Annotated in this window: 18 protein-coding genes and 1 tRNA gene; 7 read left to right on the top strand and 12 right to left on the bottom strand. The window is 68.1% G+C overall.

Going from position 1 to position 19,815, the window contains the following annotated elements:
* Positions 1–90 precede the first annotated feature (90 nt).
* On the bottom strand, positions 91–945 hold the full coding sequence (locus HYV14_05420; protein MBI2385438.1) for a histone deacetylase: 855 nt from the start codon (positions 943–945) through the stop codon (positions 91–93).
* Between the two features lie 7 nt (positions 946–952).
* On the bottom strand, positions 953–2,011 hold the full coding sequence (locus HYV14_05415; protein ID MBI2385437.1) for a deoxyhypusine synthase: 1,059 nt from the start codon (positions 2,009–2,011) through the stop codon (positions 953–955).
* A gap of 66 nt (positions 2,012–2,077) precedes the next feature.
* On the opposite strand from HYV14_05415, the gene HYV14_05410 reads away from it, so the two are divergent.
* The 4 genes from HYV14_05410 to HYV14_05395 are packed head-to-tail and all read left to right on the top strand — an operon-like array spanning position 2,078 to position 5,729.
* Positions 2,078–3,163, top strand: a complete 1,086-nt coding sequence (locus HYV14_05410; GenBank protein ID MBI2385436.1) for a hypothetical protein — start codon at positions 2,078–2,080, stop codon at positions 3,161–3,163.
* Between the two features lie 52 nt (positions 3,164–3,215).
* On the top strand, positions 3,216–3,518 hold the full coding sequence (locus HYV14_05405; GenBank protein ID MBI2385435.1) for a hypothetical protein: 303 nt from the start codon (positions 3,216–3,218) through the stop codon (positions 3,516–3,518).
* A complete protein-coding gene (locus tag HYV14_05400) occupies positions 3,515–4,291 on the top strand; it encodes a glucose 1-dehydrogenase (GenBank protein ID MBI2385434.1) in 777 nt (258 codons plus the stop codon). The genes HYV14_05405 and HYV14_05400 overlap by 4 nt, the downstream gene beginning before the upstream one ends.
* 1 nt (position 4,292) lies before the next feature.
* On the top strand, positions 4,293–5,729 hold the full coding sequence (locus tag HYV14_05395) for an aldehyde dehydrogenase (protein MBI2385433.1): 1,437 nt from the start codon (positions 4,293–4,295) through the stop codon (positions 5,727–5,729).
* On the opposite strand, the gene HYV14_05390 is transcribed toward HYV14_05395, so the two are convergent.
* The 4 genes from HYV14_05390 to HYV14_05375 form a co-directional block, all read right to left on the bottom strand.
* Positions 5,726–6,295: a GNAT family N-acetyltransferase gene (locus HYV14_05390; protein ID MBI2385432.1), complete on the bottom strand. Its 570-nt coding sequence runs from the start codon at positions 6,293–6,295 to the stop codon at positions 5,726–5,728. The genes HYV14_05395 and HYV14_05390 overlap by 4 nt on opposite strands.
* Positions 6,292–7,080 carry a TatD family hydrolase gene (locus HYV14_05385; protein MBI2385431.1) on the bottom strand — a complete coding sequence of 263 codons (789 nt, stop codon included), beginning with the start codon at positions 7,078–7,080 and terminating at the stop codon, positions 6,292–6,294. The genes HYV14_05390 and HYV14_05385 overlap by 4 nt, the downstream gene beginning before the upstream one ends.
* Positions 7,077–8,522, bottom strand: a complete 1,446-nt coding sequence (locus HYV14_05380; protein MBI2385430.1) for a tetratricopeptide repeat protein — start codon at positions 8,520–8,522, stop codon at positions 7,077–7,079. The genes HYV14_05385 and HYV14_05380 overlap by 4 nt, the downstream gene beginning before the upstream one ends.
* Positions 8,523–8,603: 81 nt before the next feature.
* Complete coding sequence (locus HYV14_05375; protein MBI2385429.1) at positions 8,604–8,888, bottom strand: hypothetical protein; 285 nt, start codon at positions 8,886–8,888, stop codon at positions 8,604–8,606.
* A 179-nt stretch (positions 8,889–9,067) separates the two neighbouring features.
* Between HYV14_05375 and HYV14_05370 the strand changes: the two genes are divergently transcribed.
* Positions 9,068–11,731, top strand: a complete 2,664-nt coding sequence (locus tag HYV14_05370; GenBank protein ID MBI2385428.1) for an isocitrate lyase/phosphoenolpyruvate mutase family protein — start codon at positions 9,068–9,070, stop codon at positions 11,729–11,731.
* Between the two features lie 127 nt (positions 11,732–11,858).
* On the opposite strand, the gene HYV14_05365 is transcribed toward HYV14_05370, so the two are convergent.
* From HYV14_05365 to HYV14_05345, 5 genes are all read right to left on the bottom strand, one after another.
* Positions 11,859–12,620 carry a hypothetical protein gene (locus tag HYV14_05365; protein ID MBI2385427.1) on the bottom strand — a complete coding sequence of 254 codons (762 nt, stop codon included), beginning with the start codon at positions 12,618–12,620 and terminating at the stop codon, positions 11,859–11,861.
* Position 12,621: 1 nt separating this feature from the next.
* Positions 12,622–13,509, bottom strand: coding sequence for a glucose-1-phosphate thymidylyltransferase RfbA (rfbA, locus tag HYV14_05360; protein MBI2385426.1), 888 nt, complete (start codon positions 13,507–13,509; stop codon positions 12,622–12,624).
* Between the two features lie 21 nt (positions 13,510–13,530).
* Positions 13,531–13,604: transfer RNA gene (locus HYV14_05355), tRNA-Ile, on the bottom strand.
* Positions 13,605–13,616: 12 nt separating this feature from the next.
* Entirely contained in the window at positions 13,617–14,873 is a 1,257-nt protein-coding gene (locus HYV14_05350; GenBank protein MBI2385425.1) for a hypothetical protein, read from the bottom strand.
* A gap of 3 nt (positions 14,874–14,876) precedes the next feature.
* Entirely contained in the window at positions 14,877–15,923 is a 1,047-nt protein-coding gene (locus HYV14_05345) for a hypothetical protein (GenBank protein MBI2385424.1), read from the bottom strand.
* A gap of 92 nt (positions 15,924–16,015) precedes the next feature.
* Between HYV14_05345 and HYV14_05340 the strand changes: the two genes are divergently transcribed.
* Entirely contained in the window at positions 16,016–17,185 is a 1,170-nt protein-coding gene (locus HYV14_05340) for a class I SAM-dependent methyltransferase (GenBank protein MBI2385423.1), read from the top strand.
* 1 nt (position 17,186) lies between these two features.
* Positions 17,187–18,029 (top strand): prolipoprotein diacylglyceryl transferase, encoded by an 843-nt coding sequence (locus tag HYV14_05335; GenBank protein ID MBI2385422.1) that lies wholly within the window; start codon positions 17,187–17,189, stop codon positions 18,027–18,029.
* A gap of 174 nt (positions 18,030–18,203) precedes the next feature.
* Here the strand turns inward: HYV14_05335 and HYV14_05330 are convergent.
* Positions 18,204–19,815: Zn-dependent oligopeptidase (locus tag HYV14_05330; protein ID MBI2385421.1), on the bottom strand; the 1,612-nt coding region annotated here is incomplete at its 5' end.

Genomic DNA, 19,815 nt, shown 5'->3' with positions numbered 1-19,815 from the left:
AGGCGGGGGCCAACGGAGTGTTTAATCGCTTCAATCTGCCTCCGCTCTGCTTAAAAGCAGAGAACCAAAAAAGGTCGGGCCGGCGGTCGCCTAGAAAAACCCATCGAGGAAGCTCTCGACGAGGAGGGGGAGGTCTTCCGAATAGCCGCCCTCCAGCGTCGCGAAGCGCGGGATCCTGGTCGCCGCGAGAAGGGCGCCGATCCGCTTGAAGGTCGCGCGGTCGAGCTTGAGGCCGGCGATCGGGTCTCCTTTATAAGCGTCGAAGCCGGCGGAGACGGCGAGGACGTCGGGCTTGGTTTTGATCAGGTCTTCGAAGGCGGGCATGAAGGCCGAAAGCCAATCATCCTCGGCGGCCCCCGCTTCGAGGGGCACGTTCCGGCAGTTGCCGCGCGACTCGAAACCGGTCCCGGGGTACAGCGGGTACTGATGGAGGGACAGGAAGGCGGTGTTCTCGCGGCCGAGCACCAGCGACTCGGTCCCGTCGCCGTGGTGCACGTCGAAGTCGACGATGCCGACCTTCAGGCCCGGCTTCGCCTTCTGAAGGCGGGCGACGGCGAGCGCCAGATTATTCAGGTAGCAGAAGCCGGCGACCCGGTCCTTGCCGGCGTGGTGCCCCGGCGGGCGCATCAGCGAGAACGACGGCTCTCCCGTGAGCGCCGCGTCCGCGGCCGAGAGGGCGCCGGATAGGGAGATCAGGGCGATGTCGGCGATGCGGGCGAACATCGGCGTGTCGGCGTCCTCGAAGGTGCCGAGGCGGATGGAGTTCAGGTGCCCCTCGCCGTGGAGCAGGGCGACGTCCGAGGCTCCGGCGGTCACGGCGGGGAGCTCCGGGGCGTGCCCCGCGGACTTCGCCCGTTCGAAGGTCCTTAAAACGCGAAACGGCGCCTCGGGGTGTCCCGAGGCGCCGTATTCGGCGGTCTTGAGGTCGGAGAAGACCCGACCCATGTGATCTTTAGCGGAGGGCGGCGGGAATCTTCGCCTTCTCGTCGTTGAGCATCGCGTTGAAGCGGCGCTCGCGGCGCTTCTTCCAGTTGCCCTTGTGCCAGCCGTAGCCCGCGAGGACCGGGAGCGCGATGGTGGCTTCGGAGAAGACCATCTGCTCGTCGGTGACCGCGACCTTGCCCCACGAGCACGCCTCGCGCAAAGTCGAGCCCGACAAAGCGCCGTCGCGCTCGTCGGCCACGGTGATCTGCACCGCGTACTTGTGCATGATGGGCTCGAGGCCGATCATCTCGGCGCCGACCGTCACGTCCTGGGCGAAGTTCTTGGGCACGCCGCCGCCGATCATGAGAAGGCCCGTGTCGCCGCACGCGAGCTTGACGCGCACGAGCTCCCGGAAGTCCTTCGCGGAGTCGATCGAGGCGTGGCTCTCGGGGTTGTGCCACTGGTGGTGGAGGAACCCGAAGCCGGCCGAGCAGTCGGAGAGCGCCGGGATGAAGATCGGAACGCCCTTCTTGTACGCGGACAGCACGATGGAGTCCTTGACCTTGGACTTCTTCACGAGGTACTTGCCCATCTCCTCGACGATCTCGCGGGAGGAGTAAGGCTTGGGCTTGAGGTTGCCCACGATGTCGGAGATGACGTTGTCGCACGCGCCGAGCTCGTCCTCGTCGATGAAGGTGTCGTAGATGCGGTCGATGCGGGCGCCGCGCAGGGACATGTCGTCCTCCCACTTCGAGCCCTTGTAGTGCTTGTAGCCGAGGGCCTCGAAGAAGTCCTGGTCGACGATGTTCGCGCCGGTGGAGACGATCGCGTCCACCATGTTGCTCTCGACCATCTGCCAGACGATCTTCTTGAGCCCGGCGGAGAACAAGGAACCGGCCAGGCAGAGGATCACCCCGCATTCCTTGTCGGCGAGCATCTTGTCGTAGATGTTGCTCGCGCGCGCGAGGTCGCGGGCGGAGAAGGACATCTTCGAGTAGGCCTCGACGAGAGGACGCATGTCATGCTTGGTGATGTCGATGTGCTCGATCTCTTCCTTAAGCAGGTCCGACTTCTTGATGTTCGCCATGTTGGGCTCGGTGATCCTCCGACGAAGAATGAGCGGCCGTTTATTTTATAACATTGCTCGACGACGATGAGAAAAAAATTTCCGGGAATCGCCTTTTTTCTCGCGCTCCTCGCGCTCGCGGCCGCGCCCGCCGAAGCGCGCAAGCCGAAGAACTTCCGGAGGATGCCGAAGCGCGCGGCCGTCGAGGAGCCCGCGGTCTCGACCGCGCCGGTCGTCCCGCGCCTGATGAGCGGCCGCTGGAAGCCCGAGGTCCGGGCGGCGCTCGACAAGTTCCTCGCGGAGCGCTGGAAGGGAGCCCCCGGCTACGACCCGGCCAAGCCGCCGGTCGCCGTGCTCCCGTGGAGCGACGCGTCGGTCACCGGAGATCCCGCCGAGCTCGTGTTCCTTCATCTCGCGACGAGCGTCGATTTCCGCTTCGACGACCCGTGGTGGGAGATCATGCCGGTCGGTTACGGCCGCCAGCCGGCGCGCGCCGCCTACAACCAGTTCATCTCGCTGTCGAGCTCGGTGTGGTCCTCCCAGCCGGACTACCACGTCTACCGCAAGGCCATGCTCGGAAGCTACATCGGCCTCTGCCGCGAGGTGGGCCGTCGCGAGTGCCGCCAGTACCTGATGCGCGTGTGGGCCGGCTGGCGCGAGGACGAGGCCGTCGACTACGCCCGCGCGGTGCTCGCCGGGGAGAAGTCCCGCCCCGGGGGCGTCGAGCTCGTCCACTCCGAGCCCGCCGACCGGGAGCCGCTGCGCGTGCGCCGCGGCCTGCGGCTGATCCCCGAGATGCGCGACCTCGCCCTGAAGCTCCGCGAGGCCGGCGTGGACGTCTGGGTCGTCGACGACGTCCCCCAGCCGGTGCTGATCGCGGCCGCGGCGGATTACGGCATCGATCCGAGCCGCGTCGCGGGCGTGCGCGCCGCGCCCGACGGCAACCGCTACTCCGCGTCCGTCCTCAAGCCGGTCCCGACCCGCAGCGGCAAGGCGGAGATCGTCAAGGCGTCGGTGGGGCGTCCCCCGGACCTCGCCCTCGGGCGAGACGCGGCCGACCTCGACCTGATGACCTACGGGGACGGGGTGCGGGTGATCCTGTCCGGCGACAAGGACCTCGAGGCCAAGGCCCGGGAAAAGGGCTGGCTGATCCAGCCCGCCCTCGCGCGTTGACAGCCCCGCGTCCGTTGCGCTACAGTGCCCTTCTCGCCGAGCAGGAGACGCCATGATCGATAAGAATTCGCAGGAAGAGGTCGGAGACCTGTTCGTCACCGAGACCGCCCTGACCCTCAAGCTGATGCCCAGCCGCAAGAGCGGCACCGTCACCATCCGCTGGTTCGCCAAGGACGGCGTCACGAACGTCCGCGCCGCGGCCAAGGACATCTCGACGCTCGTCGGGAAGCTGCGCGGCCGCGGCCGCGTCGTCCGCAACCTGACCGTGACCACCGACCGGGGCCTGGACACCGACCTCGGCAAGACCCGCCTGCGCGAGGCCGTCAAGAAGGCGGGCTTCCTCGTCATCTCATGAGCGCCGGGCGTCTGGAGGGCAAGGTCGTCCTCATCACCGGCGCCGGGTCGGGCATGGGCGCCGAGGCGACGGTCCGTTTCGCCCGCGAAGGGGCCAAGGTCGTCGCCTGCGACATGAACCTCGAGGCCGCCCAGCGCGTCGTGCAGACGGCGCAGGCCGCCGGCGGCAAGGCGATCGCGGTCGCGATGAACGTCGCGAAGGAAGACGAGGTGAAGGCCGGCGTCGCCGCCGCCGTGAAGGCGTTCGGCAAGCTCGACGTGCTGTACAACAACGCGGGCATCTTCCCCAACGACGACAACTCCGTGACGAACACGGAGGAAAAAGTCTGGGACACGGTCCTGGCCGTGAACGTCAAAGGCGTCTACCTCGTCTGCAAGCACGGCATCCCCGAGTTGTTGGCCGCCGGAGGCGGCTCGATCATCAACGTGGCGAGCTTCGTCGCCTTGGTCGGCTGCACGGTGCCGCAGGACGCTTACACCGCGTCGAAAGGCGCCGTCCTCGCCCTCTCGAAGTCCCTCGCGGTCCAGTATGGGCCAAAGGGGATCCGCACCAACGCGATCTGCCCGGGGCCCATCGAGACGCCTCTGCTGACCGCCTGGCTCTTCAAGGAGCCCGCCGAGAAGGCCAAGCGCCTCAACCGCATCCCGATGGGACGGTTCGGCAAGTCCGAGGACATCGTCAACATGGCCTTGTACCTCGCCTCCGATGAGTCGAAGTGGACCAACGGCGCCGCCATGGTCGTCGACGGCGGCATCACGTCCAATTATTTTTAAGATGCAGACCCGGCTGTTCATCGACGGCCGGTTCATCCCCGCGAAGTCGGGCCGCGTCTACGCCGTTCATAATCCCGCCGACGGCTCGCTCGTCGCCCGCGTCTCGGAAGGCGGGCCCGAGGACATCGACGCCGCCGTCGGCGCCGCGGCCAAGGCCGCGGGCGGAGCATGGTCGAGATCGCACGCGCGCGAGCGCGGCAAGATCCTCCTGAAGATAGCCGCGCTCATCCGCGAGAACCTGGATTCCCTGGCCCTGCTGGAGTGCCGCACCGCCGGCAAGCCCCTCGCCGACGCGAAGGACGAGATGGGCCTCGCGGCGGACACCTTCGAGTACTACGGCGGCGCGGCGAACAAGCACTTCGGAGAGACGATCCCTGTCGCCGGCGCCGGCCTCGACTACACCTTGCGCGAGCCGGTCGGCGTGTGCGGCCTCATCGTGCCGTGGAACTTCCCGCTCGTCATCGCGGCCTGGAAGATAGGCCCCGCCTTGGCCTGCGGCAACACCGTCGTCCTCAAGCCCTCGCCCGAGACCCCGCTCACCGCCTTGGCCCTGGCCAAGCTCGCCGCCGAGGCCGGCCTTCCCGAGGGCGTGCTCAACGTCGTCCCCGGCCCCGGTCCGGGCTGCGGCGACGCGCTCGTGCGCCATCCCCTCGTGCGCAAGATCTCGTTCACCGGCTCGACGGCGACCGGCACGGGCATCATGAAGGCGGCGGCCGACGGCATCAAGCGCGTCTCGCTCGAACTGGGGGGGAAGTCCCCCAACATCGTCTTCGACGACGCGGACCTCGACCTGTGCGTCGAGAAGTCCGTCTGGTCGGTCTTCTACAACGCGGGCCAGGATTGCTGCGCCCGCTCGCGCGTCCTCGTCCATCGCAAGGTCCACGACAAGCTCGTCGCCGCGCTCGTCGCGCGGACGCGGAAGTTCGTCGTCGGCCATCCGGAGAAAAAAGGCACCCAGATCGGCCCCGTCATCTCCGCCCGGCAGCACGCCAAGATCGTCGCCTATATCGCCTCCGGCAAGGCCCAGGGCGCCAAGCTCCTGTGCGGCGGCGTCCGTCCGAAGGGCGTCCCGAAGGGGGGACACTACATGACGCCGGCCGTGTTCGCCGGAGCCGACGCCGAGATGAGGATCGTCCGCGAGGAGATCTTCGGGCCGGTGCTCGCCGTGATCCCCTTCAAGGACGAGGCGGAAGCCGTCGCGCTCGCCAACGACTCCGCGTACGGCCTGTCGGCCTCCCTCTGGACGCGCGACGTCGGCCGGATCCTGCGGGTGACGCGCGCGGTGCAGAGCGGCGTGATCTCGGTGAACACGAGCTCGAGCGTCCATCTCGAGGCTCCGTTCGGCGGCTGCAAGGGCTCCGGCCTCGGCCGCGAGCTCGGCCTGAAGGCGCTCGACCTCTACTCCGAGGTCAAGAACGTCTTCATCTCGAACGCCTAGCCTCGCCTCAAGGCCCAGAACGAAGGGCGCACCGGGGAGCGGATCTCGGCGATCCTTCGGAAGCCGCGAGCCTCGTACCAGGAGGCGTTCCTCTCCTCGAAGGTCTCGAGATACAGGGACTTCGGGGCGGCGTTCAGGAGCGCCGCGCCGACGCCGCGTCCCTGGGTCGCGGGATGGACGGCGAGCAGGTGGAGATAATCCGATTCCTTCGTGCGCCGCTCCTCGATCGCGTGGATCAAGGCGAGCGCGCGCAGGAGTGCTGAGGGCTCCCCGAGGAACCAGGCCAGACCCGGGAGGTGCTTGATCCAGTCCGGCAGGTCCGGATTCTCGACGCCCGCCGGGATGATCGAGGACAGGCCGATCAGGGCGCCGTCGTCGAAAGCCCCGGACACCCGGCCCCCGGCCAGCCCGTCGACGCGCAGCATCGCCTCGAACAGCGACGGCAGACGCCGGCGGCGCAGCGCGTCGTCCGGCAGTATGTGGACGAAGCCCGGGTCCTCGCGGAACGCGGCGGCCGCGAGCGCGGCGGCCTCGGGGAGCTCGTTCTCCGTCAGTTCCCGGATCACGGCCAGCGGTACAGCGCGGCGGCCGCCGCGCTCGTGCGCCGGCCGGCCTCGTCGAGCGGGACGCCCCAGACCTCGGCGAGCTTGGCCGCGATCTCGAGGATGGCGGCGGGCTCGTTGCGCTTGCCGCGGCTGCTCTGCGGGGGAAGGTAGGGGGAGTCGGTCTCGAGCACGGTCGCGTCCGGGCCGGCGCGGCGGAAGGCCTCGCGCAGGGCGTCGTTCTTCTTGTAGGTCACCGGGCCGTCGGCGCCGAGGGCGAAGCCCAGCGCCGTGCACGCCGCCGCGTCGTCGGGCGTGCCGGTGAAGCAGTGGATGACGCCCCAGAAGCGGCCGGACGGCTTGCCGTCGTAGACTCTGGCAAGTATCGGAAGGAGGTCGGGGAAGGCGTCGCGGCAGTGCACGACGACCGGGACGTTCCAGGACCTCGCGGCCGCGGCGATGTCCTCGAACGCGCGCCGCTGGACGTCGCGCGGGACCTCGGCCCGCGCGTAGTCGAGACCGATCTCGCCGATGGCGACGGCCTCCGGCGTCGAGTCGAGCGCGGCGCGCAGGCGGGCGAGGAAGGCGGCGTCGTAGAGGTCCGCGTAGTACGGGTGGAGCCCCAAGGTGCAGCGTGCGACGCCGGGCCGCGCGCGCGCGATGGCGACGGCGCGCGCCCACTCGTCGGGGTGGTCCGCGATCTCGACGACGCGCGAGACGCCGGCCGCGGCGGCCCGCTCGAAGACGGCGTCCCGGTCGGCGTCGAACTGGGCGTCGCCCAGGTGCGCGTGAGTGTCGACGAAGGTCATTTCGCGGGGAAACGCGCGAGCAAGGACAGGGCCTCGGGGTCGCGCTCCTCGGCGAGGTAGCGGGCGCGGAGCTTGGAGGCCTCCGGCGCCGCGTCGAAGTAATGGTCGAGGACCATCACCTTGGCGAAGGCGCGGACGGCGGGATCGGGGTCGCGCAGCGCGGTCGCCAGCGCGGGCAGGGCGTTCTTGCCCTCGAGGTCGGCGAACAGGTTGAGAGCGCGGATGCGCACGAGGGGCTTGTCGCTGGCCAGCCACAGGTCGCGGCGCATGCGGACCGCCTCGAGGTCCTTCTTGCCGATCTCGAACAGCGCGTAGTCGGCGTTGCGGCGCACGATCTCGGCGTCGTCGTCGAGGAGCTCGCTCAGGCGGTCGATCCAGCGCGGGTCCTTGAACGCGGCGGCGCGCAGGCAGGCCTCGGCGCGCAGGGACGCGTCGTCGAGGGCGAAGCGGGCGCCGAGACCCTCGACCGGCGCGAGCTTGAGCAGCGACTCGCGGCGCGCGTCGAGGGTCTCGCGTATGCGGCGCTCGACGGGCTCGCCGCCGTCGGAAAAATCGGGATTCTGGCGGTGCAGCGCCAGATAGAACGGCAGGGCGCTCTCCGCGTCGGCGCGCCGCTTGTCGTAGATCTGGGCGAGCTTCGAGGCGCTGTACAGGTCGTCGGGATTCCGGTCCCAGGACGCCGCGAGCCAGCGCAGCGCGCCGTCCATGTCCTTCTGCTGGAGCGCCAGCGCTCCCATGATCTGCGCCGCGCCGGCCTGGTCCGGGTCCTTGGCGAGGGCCTCCGAGGCGACGGCGTGGGCGAGGGCGAAATCGCCGCGGGCGAAGAACGCCATGCCGAGCGCCGCGAGCTTGCCGGGATGCTTGGGGTCGTCGTGGTGGATATCCTCGAGCGCGGTCCGGGCGAGCTGGGCCGCCTCTCCGCCCGCGGCGTTCTCGTCTCCCGCGGCCATGCGCGACAGCGAGTCGAGCGACATGCGGCCTTCGGGAGCGTCGGGGTGCTCGCGCGCGATCTCCGCGTGGATCGGGACGGCGGCGGCCGCGTCGCGCACGCCGTCGAGCCGGCGGCGCGTCTCGGCGGCGGGCCCGCCCGCGCCGAGGACGACCTCGGCGTGCGCGCGGGCGAAGGCGTCCTCGCTGAACAGCTGCCGGGCGGCGTACATCACGTAGAAGGAATCGACCGGCCGTCCGGCCTTCCAGAGCGCGTCCGACAGCCGCAGATGCGCCCGCGCGTCGAGCAGGCGGGCGCGGAACTCCTTGCGGGCGGCGGCCAGGCGCTCCTCGGCCTCGGCGCGCGACGCAACGGTGAGGCCGGCCGCGGCGCCGGAGCGCGGCGGCGTCTTGAACCAGCTCATCATGATGACCGAGTAGGCGGCGAAGGCGACCGCGATCATGAGGAGCGCGATCACGATGAGCATGTTCGTCCGCCGGGATGAGGCTTTCATCGTCATTATTATAGGAAAAAGAGCCCGCCCCCCTCTTCGACGAATCGGAAGAGGGGGGCGGGGTGCTTAGGCGCGCGGCGCCTATTTAGAGAAGAACTTCCAGCGTCTGTCCGAGTCGCCGTCGCGGCGCTCGAGCATGTGCTCCTCGACCTGGGTCCACGGATCGGCGTCGTCGATGGGGGCCGTCATGCGCTGCCAGGCCTTTTCGCTGTCCTCAAAGCGTTTGACCAAAGTCTCGAGATGCGAGACCTCGTCGGGGGTCATCGTCTCGGCGGGCGCGGCTTTCAGGACGAGGCGGCGCACGGGAGATTTCTTGATCTTACGGGGGGCCGCCTTCGCGGCGGCGCTCTGGACCTTCTTTTTCATGCAGGGTTCCTCCGGTCCGAGCCGCTGAGTCGGCTCGGGATAGGAGTGTAACGGGACTTCCCTGTTTTCGCAAGGGGGGGAGAGGGGTCAAAAAAATAACGCCGTTTGTTCACAAACTCGTCATTGACCGGGCGAGCGATGTTTCTTACCTTAGGTGGGACCCGAGTATGACAGACATCATGGAGACCCCGATCCAGGACGCGCCCTCCCCGGAGCTCTTGGAATTCTTCCGTCCGCTGCACCGGACCTTCGAGCCTCGCCGCCGGACCTTGCTCGCGGCGCGGCGGCGCGCCCTCGCGGACGCGCACGCCGGGATCGCCCCGGGCTACCTTCCCGACTCCGAGGCGACCTCCGGAGCGTGGCGTCTGACCATCCCCGACTGGGCGCGCGACCAGCGCAACCAGATCACCGGGCCCGCCGACAACGCCAAGCTCCTCGTCGCGATGTGCAACACGAAGGACCCCGGCTGCATGCCCGACGGAGAGGACTCGATCACGACGGATTGGGCGAACGTGCGGGCCGCGCACCGCAACACGGTGGCGGCGATCCAGGGCAGGCTCTCCTTCAACGGCGCGACGATCAAGCCGTCGGCGCAGGTCATGTTCTACCGGCCGCGCGGCCTCCACCTCGACGAGGTCAACGCGCTCCCCGGCGAGACGGTCTCCGGGTCCCTGTTCGACCTCGCGGCCGTCTTCTTCGGGACGGCGGATCAGCGCCGCCGGGCGGCGTCGGAAGACGCCGCCCTGCAGGCGAAGCTCTGCTTCTACATTCCCAAGACGGAGTCGTTCGAGGAAGCCGCCTGGTTCTCGGACGTCATCGCGGAGATGGAGACGGCGATCGGCGTCCCCGTCGGGACGACCCGGATCATGTTCCTGATCGAGTCCCTCCCGGCGGCGTACCAGGTCGAGGAGATCCTGTTCGCGGCGCGGCGCCACGCGATCGGCCTCAACCTCGGACGCTGGGACTACATGGCGAGCCTGCTGCACTTCAAGCTCGCCGACCCGGCGTGGATCCTGCCCGACCGGAACACGATACCGCACGCCGTCCCTTTCTTCCAGAACCTCAGGAAGCGCCTCGTCGACGCCTGCCATCGGCGCGGGGCGCTGGCGATCGGCGGCATGAGCGCCCTGTTCCCGGACCGCGCCGACGCCGCGGTCAACGCCCGGGCGCTCGAGCGCCTGGCCGCCGACAAGAAGAACGAGGCCTCCATCGGCTTCGACGGCGCCTGGACCGGCCATCCGGACCAGCATGAGGGCGCCATCTCCCAGTTCCCGGCCCCGAACCAGCTCGGCGTGACGCACGCCGCCGCGACGCGGCCGGACCTGACGCCTTCGCCCGCCGGCGTCGGGGCGGTCACCGTCGCCGGCACGCGCGACGCGATCCGCACCTGCATCGAGTACCGCTTCGGCGTCCTCTCCGGGCTCGGCGCGCGCATGATCAAGGGCTACGACAGGACCGGCGCCCTGATCGGCAACTTCATGGAGGACCTGGCGACCGACCGCATCTATCGCCTGATGATCGCCCAGCGCGTGCGCCACGCCGTCGTCACCGACGAGGGCGTGAAGGTGACGGCGGCGCTCGTCGAGCGCTGGTTCGGCGAGGAGCTGACCAAGATCTTGGCCGCGAATCCGGAATCCGCCACGGCGGATAAATACCAAAGAGCCAGCGAATGGAGCCAGCAAATGATCAAGGAAGCAGTCGCCCCCCTGCCCGAGGGCATAAAGTCCTGGAAGTATCCCCAAGCCGAATTCGCCAAGATGTACGCGCCCCACGAGAAGGTCCACCCCTCCGACAAGCTCCGCGCCCTGCTCCATGAGAAGTTCGCCCACCGCCTCACGAACCCGTCGAAGTCCTTCCTGCATACCGCCGGCGCCTACGACGCGATGACCGCGTCGATGCTGACCGACCTCGGCTTCGAGGCGATCTACGCCAGCGGCTGGCAGCTGGCCGTCGCGCACAACATGTACCCCGACATCGGCATCTACCCGTCGCACCAGATGGTCGACCTGGCGCGCGAGCTCGTGCGCGGCATCGAGGGCACCCGCGACCGCCACTTCTACGACGACGGCGGCCTGGTCCTCAACACGCCTCCCATATTCGCCGACATCGAGGCCGGGTTCGGCGGCCCGACCCAGACGTTCACTCTCACGCGCGAGCTCATCAGATCCGGCGTCGCCGGCGTCCATCTCGAGGACCAGGACCCGGCGGAGCGCACCTGCGGCCACATCGTCGCGCACCACGGCGTCAAGCGCGAGAAGGTCCTCGTCCCGACCAACAAGTGGATCGAGAAGCTCATCGCAGTGAAGGCCGCGGCGCAGGCCACGGGGACGAACCTCGTCGTCATCGCCCGCACCGACGCGGTCGACGGCGCCGTCCCCGGCGGCCGCACCGGCAGCGTCCAGCACGCGATCGACCGCGCGCTCGAGGCCGCCTCGCTCGGCGTCGACGTGATCTGGCCCGAGTTCAACAACACCGACCTTGAGGGGCCCCAGGAGTTCGCCGAGGGCGTGCACAAGTACTACCCGAACCAGATGCTCGGCTTCAACCTCTCGCCCTCGCTGCATTGGGGCAAGGCGAAGAAGGACGGCACCTTGATCACCAACGAGGTCCTGGGCAAGATGGGCTTCACGCTCCAGTTCTCGACCTTGCTCGCCTTCCGCACGGTCGGGATGGCGCTCGAGAACTCGCTGCGGGGCTTCCGCGAGCGCGGCATCGACGCGCTGGCGGACCTTCAGCTCACCGAGATCGACCAGCCGAACGGCGAGCCCCGGTCCCGCATGCACCAGAAGTTCGCGGGCACCAACCGCTGGCTCACGCTCGAGAAGGTCAGCAAGGGCGTCTGACGGCGGACAGCTGAACGGAAAAAACCACAAAGACACTAAGACACAAAGAAACGGAAGAGGGTTAACGGCAAATGTTCGCCGTTAACCCTCTTCTCTTTGTGCCTTAGTGTCTTTGTGGTTCAGCCGTTCAGTTCTCGGTGTGGGCGTCGCGCAGGCTGAGAACTATGTCGCGCCAGACGTCGTCCTCCTGGCCGGCGGAGAAGAAGTACATGTGGTCCTGCCCCAGGACGAAGGCCTCCGCGCGCGGGAAGGGGGAGAGGACCGTGACCGAGACGCCGGGCAAGGTGGCGACCTGCATGTTCTTCATCGTGAACTTCTCGCCCGCGTTCTTGTACTTGCCGGCGGCCATGCGCGAGAGGTTCGCGATCCCGGTCGGGTTGTTCGGGAACTGGGTCGGGAGCACCTCGAGCTTGACGATGCCGAGCTGGCCGAACAGGCCCTCGTTGACGAAGTTCGTCGGGTCGGTGCCCTTCTTGCAGAAGTACACGACCTGATGCCGCTTGCTCGAGTCCTTGAAGTCCGATATGCCGACGTAGTCCTTGGGCAGGCGCACGATCCAGCCCGCATGGCCGATGAAGCCGGACTCGCCCGGGGGGTTCTCGGTGTTGCCCTCGTTGCGGGACAGCGTCGGCTTCTGGGACAGGGCGTAGAACCCGATCGAGAGGATGATCGCCACCCCGACGCAGAGGAAGGCGATCGCGGCGACGCTGGCCTTGCGCTTCACCGGGAGGGTCTTGGAGACCGTCGTCGGGGCGCGCAGGGCCGCGGCCAGGGAATCGGTGAAGTCCGCGTCGGAGACGCCCTCGTCGGCGAGCTGCTTGCGCAGGACCTCGACCGGGTAGCTCTTCAGGTTCTCCTTGAGATATTCGACGACGTCGGGCCTCAGCATCTCAGTCCCGCCCTTCGGCGACGCGGAGCAGGTAGCGGCCGTACTCGTTCTTGCGCATCGGCTCGGCCAGCGCCCGCAGCTCCTTGGCGTCGATCCAGCCCATGTTGAAGGCGATCTCCTCGAGGCAGGCGACCTTGAGCGCCTGCCGCTCCTCGATGACCTGGATGAAGGTCGAGGCCTGCAGGAGCGCCTCGTGCGTGCCGGTGTCGAGCCAGGCGATGCCCCGGCCCATCGTCTGCACGTGCAGCTTCCCCTTCCGCATGAACGCCTTGTTCACGTCGGTGATCTCGAGCTCACCGCGCGGGGAGGGTTTGAGCTTGGCGGCGATATCGAGGACCGTGTTGTCGTAGAAGTAGAGGCCGGTCACGGCATAGTTGGACTTCGGCTTCAGCGGCTTCTCGGCCAGGCTCACCGCCCGCCCCCGCGCGTCGAATTCGACGACGCCGTAGCGCTCGGGGTCGCGGACGTGGTAGGCGAAGACGGTCGCGCCCGTCTTCTGCGCCGCGGCGGCGCGCAGATGCTCGGGCAGGCCGTGGCCGTAGAAGATGTTGTCGCCGAGGACGAGGGCGGCGCGGTCCTTGCCCACGAAGTCGGCGCCGATGATGAAGGCCTGGGCCAGGCCCTCGGGCTTGGGCTGGACCGCATATGAAATATTCAGTCCTGCCCACGAACCGTCGCCGAGCAGGCGCGCGAAGGCCGGCCGGTCCTCGGGGGTCGTGATGATGAGGATGTCGCGTATGCCGGCCAGCATGAGCGTGGACAGGGGATAGTAGATCATCGGCTTGTCGTAGACGGGGACAAGCTGCTTGCTGACCGAGCGGGTCACGGGGTACAGGCGCGTCCCCGAGCCCCCGGCGAGCACGATGCCTTTCAAGCGCTGACTGGCCATGCGATAGGTCTCCTAAAAGAATGCCCCCGGCCGGACTTGAACCGGCGACCAATCCGTTATGAGCGGACCGCTCTAACCAACTGAGCTACAGGGGCGTATTCGTGATTTTAGCCTTTTCGGCGCAGGAACAGCGCGCCGGCGCCGAGCGCGGCGAGGGCCAAGGCGCCGAGGGCTATCGGGGCGCCCGAGCCGCCCCCCGCCGTGCCGCCGGCCTCGGGCGAGGTCATCGACGAGGCGCGCTTCCAAAGGCGGCCGAGCGACGCCACGGCTTGGGAGATCTGCGTCGGGGCGGTCTTGGGCCCCTCGCCGGTCGCGATCCGGATCGCGTCGTCCTCCCCGGCGCCCGCGTAGGAGAGGGCCCGCGCCGCGTCCATCGCCGCCGCGCGGGAGATGTCGGAGCGCGTCGTCGCGAGGCTGGGCAGGCCGCCCGCCTCGGCGGAGCCGTCGAGCTCCTTCTGCAGTGCGTCCCACATGCTGTCGAGGTCCTCGGGCGCGACGAAGTCGCCCTTCTTGTAAGAGGCCTTCTCGACGTTCTTGTTGCAATCGCCCGAGAGCTTGTCGCAGGAGGCGGTGTGGACGAAGTCGCGGTCCTCCGCGGTCGTCCCGACGTCCTTGTAGACCGCGTCGCCCTCCTTCTTCTCCTTGTAGCCGCGCTTGAGGTCGGCGTAATGTCCCGGGCTCACGACGGAGAAGAAGTCGGGGCGCCGGCCGAGGGCGGCGGGCATCGACGCGATCTCCCTCTGCAGGCGGGCGTAGTCTTCCGCCGTCGCGGGTTTGCCGTCGAGGCGCACGACGCTCTTCCCGTCGGGGCCGAGCTTGAGCCCGGCGGCCGCGAAGGCGGGGGCGTAGCCCGAGCGCGCGGCGAGGGCGAAGTCGGACGGGGCTTTGGGCCTTCCGGGATCCCCGCTCGGCAGGGTCTCGGCGTCTCCCGCGGGAGTCGATCTCGACCCTCCGGCCGAAGCACTCGTCACGACGCCCGACTTTCGGCCGCCCTCGTTCATCTCCCGTCCACCCGGCGCTCCCGTGCCGCCGGGGAGGCCGCCGGCGGCGTCCATGGAGGGCAGGGAGCTTTTCAGCGCGGCGGCCGCGGCGGAGGCCTTGCCGGAGGCGGACGCGCTCCGGGAGGAGGACTCCGCGGCGTCGGCGGCGTCTGCCTCCTCGTCGCTCATGATCTCGCCGTTCGGGCCCTTCTCGCCGCGGCGGGCGCGCCGCTCGGCTCGGCGCTTTTGCCGGCGCTCCTTGCCGCTGACCACCCCGTCGCCGTCCTTGTCAGCCGAGTCGAGGCCCGGGGCTTGCGAGGAAGGAGCGCCCTCCGCGCGCGCGGGGGACGGCCCCGCCAGGAGCAGGGCGAGCAGGATCAGCATCGCTCACCACTTCGGGCATCTGACCTGGCGCCGTGCCTTGCGCTGGTCCCGGTTGCCGAAGGGCCAGCCGATGTGGATGCGCGGCAGGCGGATGCGCGGCAGCTTGATCTTGACCGGGTCGCGGTAATCCACGGTCGCGGTGACGACGTGGGCCTCGCCGGGGATGTCCTTGCCGGGCTTGTCATCCTTGACCTCGAACACCGCGTCGAAGGTGAGCTGGACGAACTTGTTCGGGTCGTAGAACGCCGCGATCTTGGCCAGGTCCCCCGCGGCGGCGGCGGCCTTCATGTCGGGCGGCGCCTGGCAGGAGCCCTCGGAGACGAGCTTGGGGTCGGTCCCGGCGGGCACGGCGAACGGGCTCGACGCGCCGGAGGTCCCGTTCTTGTTCGCGCCGTAGTAATCCAGGGTCACCTGCTCGTCCTCATCGAGGTCGAAGCCCTTCGTCTTCAGGTAGTCGAGCGCGTAGCGGGCCGCCGCCTCGGCGCGCAGCTTCGACAGCTCGAGATGGGTCAGCTTCGCCGCCTTGCCGGTGTTGCGCAGGGTGCTCGCCGAGGACTCGACGTGCATCGAGACGAGGCGCCCCCCGCCCTTCTTGACGACGTCGGAGACCTTGTCGATGTTCTGCTTGAGGGTCTGCGCCTCGGCGGAGTCCCCGAGCACGTCCCATTCGTTGTCCTTGAAAAGGCGGCCGAAGGGCGGGGTGTCGATGTGCTTGACGTCGAGGCGGCTCGTCCCCGGTACGGACACCGCCTCCTTGTCCTGCTCGGCGATGACGACGTTGCGCCGGGCTTTCTTCTTGAGGTCCTCGAGCTTGGCGCCTTTCAGCGTGCGGATGTCGGCGTCGATCGCCTTGCGCCGGTGGCCGTGGATCTCCTTGGCGATGAAGAGGATGACCTCCTGCTTCTCGTCCTCGGGAAGGGATTTGAAATCCTTGTCGGCGGCGGCGAGCTTCTCCGCTTTCTTGACGTCCTTCTTGTCGTAGTCCTGCGCGCGCAGCGGCAGGCAGGAGGCGGCGATCAGGGCGGCGGCGAGGAGGGGTTTGATGGTCATGGGATGGAGTATAGCCCGTCTAGGCGTTCCGTCAAGCCCCGGGCTTGACGCGCGCGCCGCGCGCCGTTAAGCTTAAGGCTCAGGAGACCTCTTTGTCCAAACTCGACCAGGCCGGCGCCGCGATGAACTGGATGTTCCCGACGCTTCCATATATCATCCGCATCTCCTACAAGGGCCAGAGCCGCGCCGTCGGCTCCGGGCCGGAGAAGGTCGAGATGGCCTGCAAGACCGAGGACTCGCTCGCGGCCCTCGCCCGCCAGGACCTCTCCGAGTTCCTCGACCACTACGCGATGGGCGACGCCGACCTCAACGGCGACATGTATTCCTTCGTCGGGGCGCGCAACTTCGTGCGAAAGGACCAGCTGTGGCGCATCCATCTCAAGTACCAGCTGCGCTACCTGACGACCGCCCTCTTCCCCTCGAACATCCGGCGCAAGCTGCGGGCGGTCAGCTCCCACTACGACCTGCCCAACGACTTCATCCTGTCCTATCTGGACAAAAGGACGAAGGCCTACTCCTGCGCGATGTGGAAGGACCCGCTCAAGATCGGGGACCTCGACGACCAGGCCCTGGGCGACGCCCAGTACGACAAGTTCGATCAGGCGCTGACCGCCCTGCAGGTCCAGCCGGACGACAAGTTCATCGACATCGGCACCGGCTACGGCTTCGCGCCGCACCTGGCGGAGACGAAGTTCGGCTGCAAGAACACCCTCGGCATCACCCTCTCGCAGAACCAGGTCGACGACGGCTTCTCGAAGAACCTCAAGCTGCTGCATTATCTCGAGGTGCCCGCCGACGGGAGCTTCGACAAGCTCCACACCTGCGGCATGATCAGCCATCTCGACCGCTCCGAGATCGAGCGCTACTACCGGCACTGCTACGGCCTGCTGAAGTCCGGCGGCAAGGCGTGGTTCCATGCCATCATCCCGCCGGCCAACAACGCGGGCCTGACCAACTACACGACGATCTCGGGGACATTCTCGCAGAAGTACGTGTTCCCCGACCACTTCCAGTTCCCGCTGCACGTGCACCTCAAGATCATCGAGAAGCTGGGTTTCCGGGTGAAGAACATCAACTTCCGCTACGGCCATTACGCGAAGACCCTCCGGCACTGGTACAAGCTCTACGTCGAGAACCTGCCGCGGACCCGGCACATGATCACGCCCACGATCGAGCGGGCCTGGCACCTGTACCTGACCTACGCGTCGGTGGTGGACGGGCCGCAGTCGGTGCTCAAGCAGATCCTCTGCGAGAAGCCCTGAGATGCACCCGACCCTGTGCCGCCTGGCCGACGGCACGACGATCTCGACCTACTCCGTCCTCACCGCGCTGGGCTATCTGGCCGGCATCGTCTGGCTGCGCACCCAGGTCAAGAATCTGCGGGCCACGCCGGGGCTTTTCTACGCGCTGGTGGGGACCTTGCTCGCCGCGGCCCTGTCGGGCGGCAAGCTCGGCTTCTTCCTCGTCGAGTGGCGGGACTTCGCCGCCGATCCCGGGGCGATGCTGCGCGATTGGGGTACGGGCTGGGTGTTCTGGTCGGGCTTCCTGCTGGCCTGCCTCGCGGGGTTCTTCTTCCAGATCTGGCACAACAAGACCCACCGCCCGCGCCTGTATCTGCCCGTGGCCGATTACTTCGGCGCGGCGCTCGCGCTGGGCCATGTGCTGGGCCGCCTGGGCTGCTGGGCCGAGGGCTGCTGCCACGGGCGCCCGACGGGCCTGCCCTGGGGCTCGGCGTTCATGGACCCCGCGTCGAGCGTGCCGCCGCGGCTGCTCGGCGTGCTGCTTCATCCGACCCAGCTCTACGAGGCGTTCGGCGAGGCCGCGGCCGCGGCGGTCCTGATCGGCTGGGTCCTCCCGAAGATTCGCGCGGGGAAGTATCGCTACGGTTCGGCCTTCCTCGGCTACATCCTCTACTATTCGATCCTGCGATTTTCGATCGAGTGCCTGCGCGGCGACGACCGCGGCGTGTTCCTCTGGTCGTTCCTGTCGCCGTCCCAGTGGGTCTCGCTCGGCGCCGGCCTCGCCGCCGCCTGGGCGCTCAAGGTCCGCGGCGTCATCGAGCGCGACCCCAAGTCGCGCACGATCTACGCCGACGGCAAGCCCTAGCTCGAGACGGCCCGGCGGAAGGATCATGTCCTCCGGGGACGGGCGCGATTGGCCGCGCCCTCCGGGGTAGACGCGACAACGACGGCCATGGTCGCGTCAACCCCAAGCCCCGTCGGACATGATCCTTCCGCCGGCCCTTATCAATTCGCGCTTGGCTGATCTCCGCGATCGCCTTCAGCTCTTTCCGGGCTTGAGGCCGATGCTCTCGAGGAACGCGTCCTCGTTGGGCTCGCGCAGAAGGAACGCCTTGAGCGACTCCATCTCGTCGCGCGAGGAGCCCTTCTCGAGGATCTCGGTGCGGTAGCGCCGCCCCAGCTGCGGGTTGAGCGCGCCTGCCTCCTTGAAGAGGGAGTACATGTCCTCGGCGTAGACCTTCGACCACATGTAGCCGTAGTAGCCCGAGTCGTAGCCCATCAGGTGGCCGAAGCTCGCCTCGGGGTGCGTGCCGGAGGACATCGGGATCATGGAGACCTCCGAGGCCAGGCGCGCGTAGGCCTTGGTCGTGTCCGAGGGGGGGTTGCCGTGGTAGAGCTGGTCCACCGACCCGAACAGGAGCTGGCGCAAGGTCACGAGGCCGGAGTTCACGTTCTTGGCCGCGAGCATCTTGTTGAGCAGCTCGCCCGGCAGCTTCTTCGTCCGGTCGGAGTAGTGGCCCGACAACGACTGCAGGACCTCCCGGTCCCAGACCCAGTTCTCGAGCATCTGCGACGGGGCCTCGACGAAGTCCCGCGCGGTCGCCGAGCCGGAGAAGCGGCCGTAGCGGGCCTTGGTCAGGGTCTGGTGCATGATGTGGCCGAACTCATGGAAGAAGGTCTCCACCTCGTCGTGGGTCAGCAAGGACGGGCGGTCCTTCGTGGACTTGTTGAAGTTGGCGACCATCGACGACACCGGCTTCTGGTAGCGGCCGTCGGGCAGGACCCGGCCCGTGATCATCGAGAAGGCGGCGGCGTGCTTGTACTTGCCCTCGCGCGGGAACAGGTCGAGGTAGAAGTACGCGATCGGCTCGCCGCCCGCGGCGTCGGTGATCTCGTAGAGCTTCACGTCGGGATGCCAGGTGTCGGCGTCCGTGATCTGGCGGAACTTCAGGCCCAGGAGCTTCTGGTAGACGCCGAGCATCTGCTCGGTCACGTGATCGGCCGGGAAGTACTCCTTGATCTTCTGGTTGTCCACGGAGTACTTGGCCTTCTTGAGCTGGTTGTCGTAGAAGCGCCAGTCCCAGGCGTTGAACTTGCCGTCGGCGGCGCGGCCCTCGAAGACGACCTTCAGCGCCTTGAGGACCTCGAGCTCGTCGGCGCCGAGGATCTTCACCTTCTTGCGCAGGCGGGTGATGAAGGCGGCGACCGCTTTCGGGTCCTTCGCCATGCGGTCCTCGAGGACGAAGCTCGCGTGGGTCGGGTAGCCGAGCAGGCGCGCGGCCTTCAGGCGCAGGGCGAGGACCTCCTTGAGCACCGGCAGGTTCTGGCGCGTGGCGCGGTCGTTGAACTTGCCCTCCATCACGCGGCGCGCGGCCGGGTTGGTGGAGTTCTCCATGAACGGGAAGTAGTCGGGGTAGTCGAGGCCGACCTTGTACTTCCCGTCGACCTTGTCGAGGCGGGCGACGAAGTCCTCGGGCAGGCCGTCGAGCTCGGACAGGTCGAACAGGGCGAAGTCCTTGTAGTCGTTGATGTTCTTGCCGAGGGTGGCCTCTAGCTCGACGAGCTTCTTGCGCAGGTCGACGACCTCCTGGCGCTTCTCCTTCGGCAGCTCGAGGCCGGAGCGCTTGAAGTCGAGCAGCTCCTTGTCGACG

Source organism: Elusimicrobiota bacterium (assembly GCA_016182905.1).
Taxonomy (GTDB): Bacteria; Elusimicrobiota; Elusimicrobia; order UBA1565; family UBA9628; genus GWA2-66-18.
The sequence above is the reverse complement of the archived record's forward strand: the minus strand, read 5'-3'. Positions and strand labels throughout refer to the sequence as shown.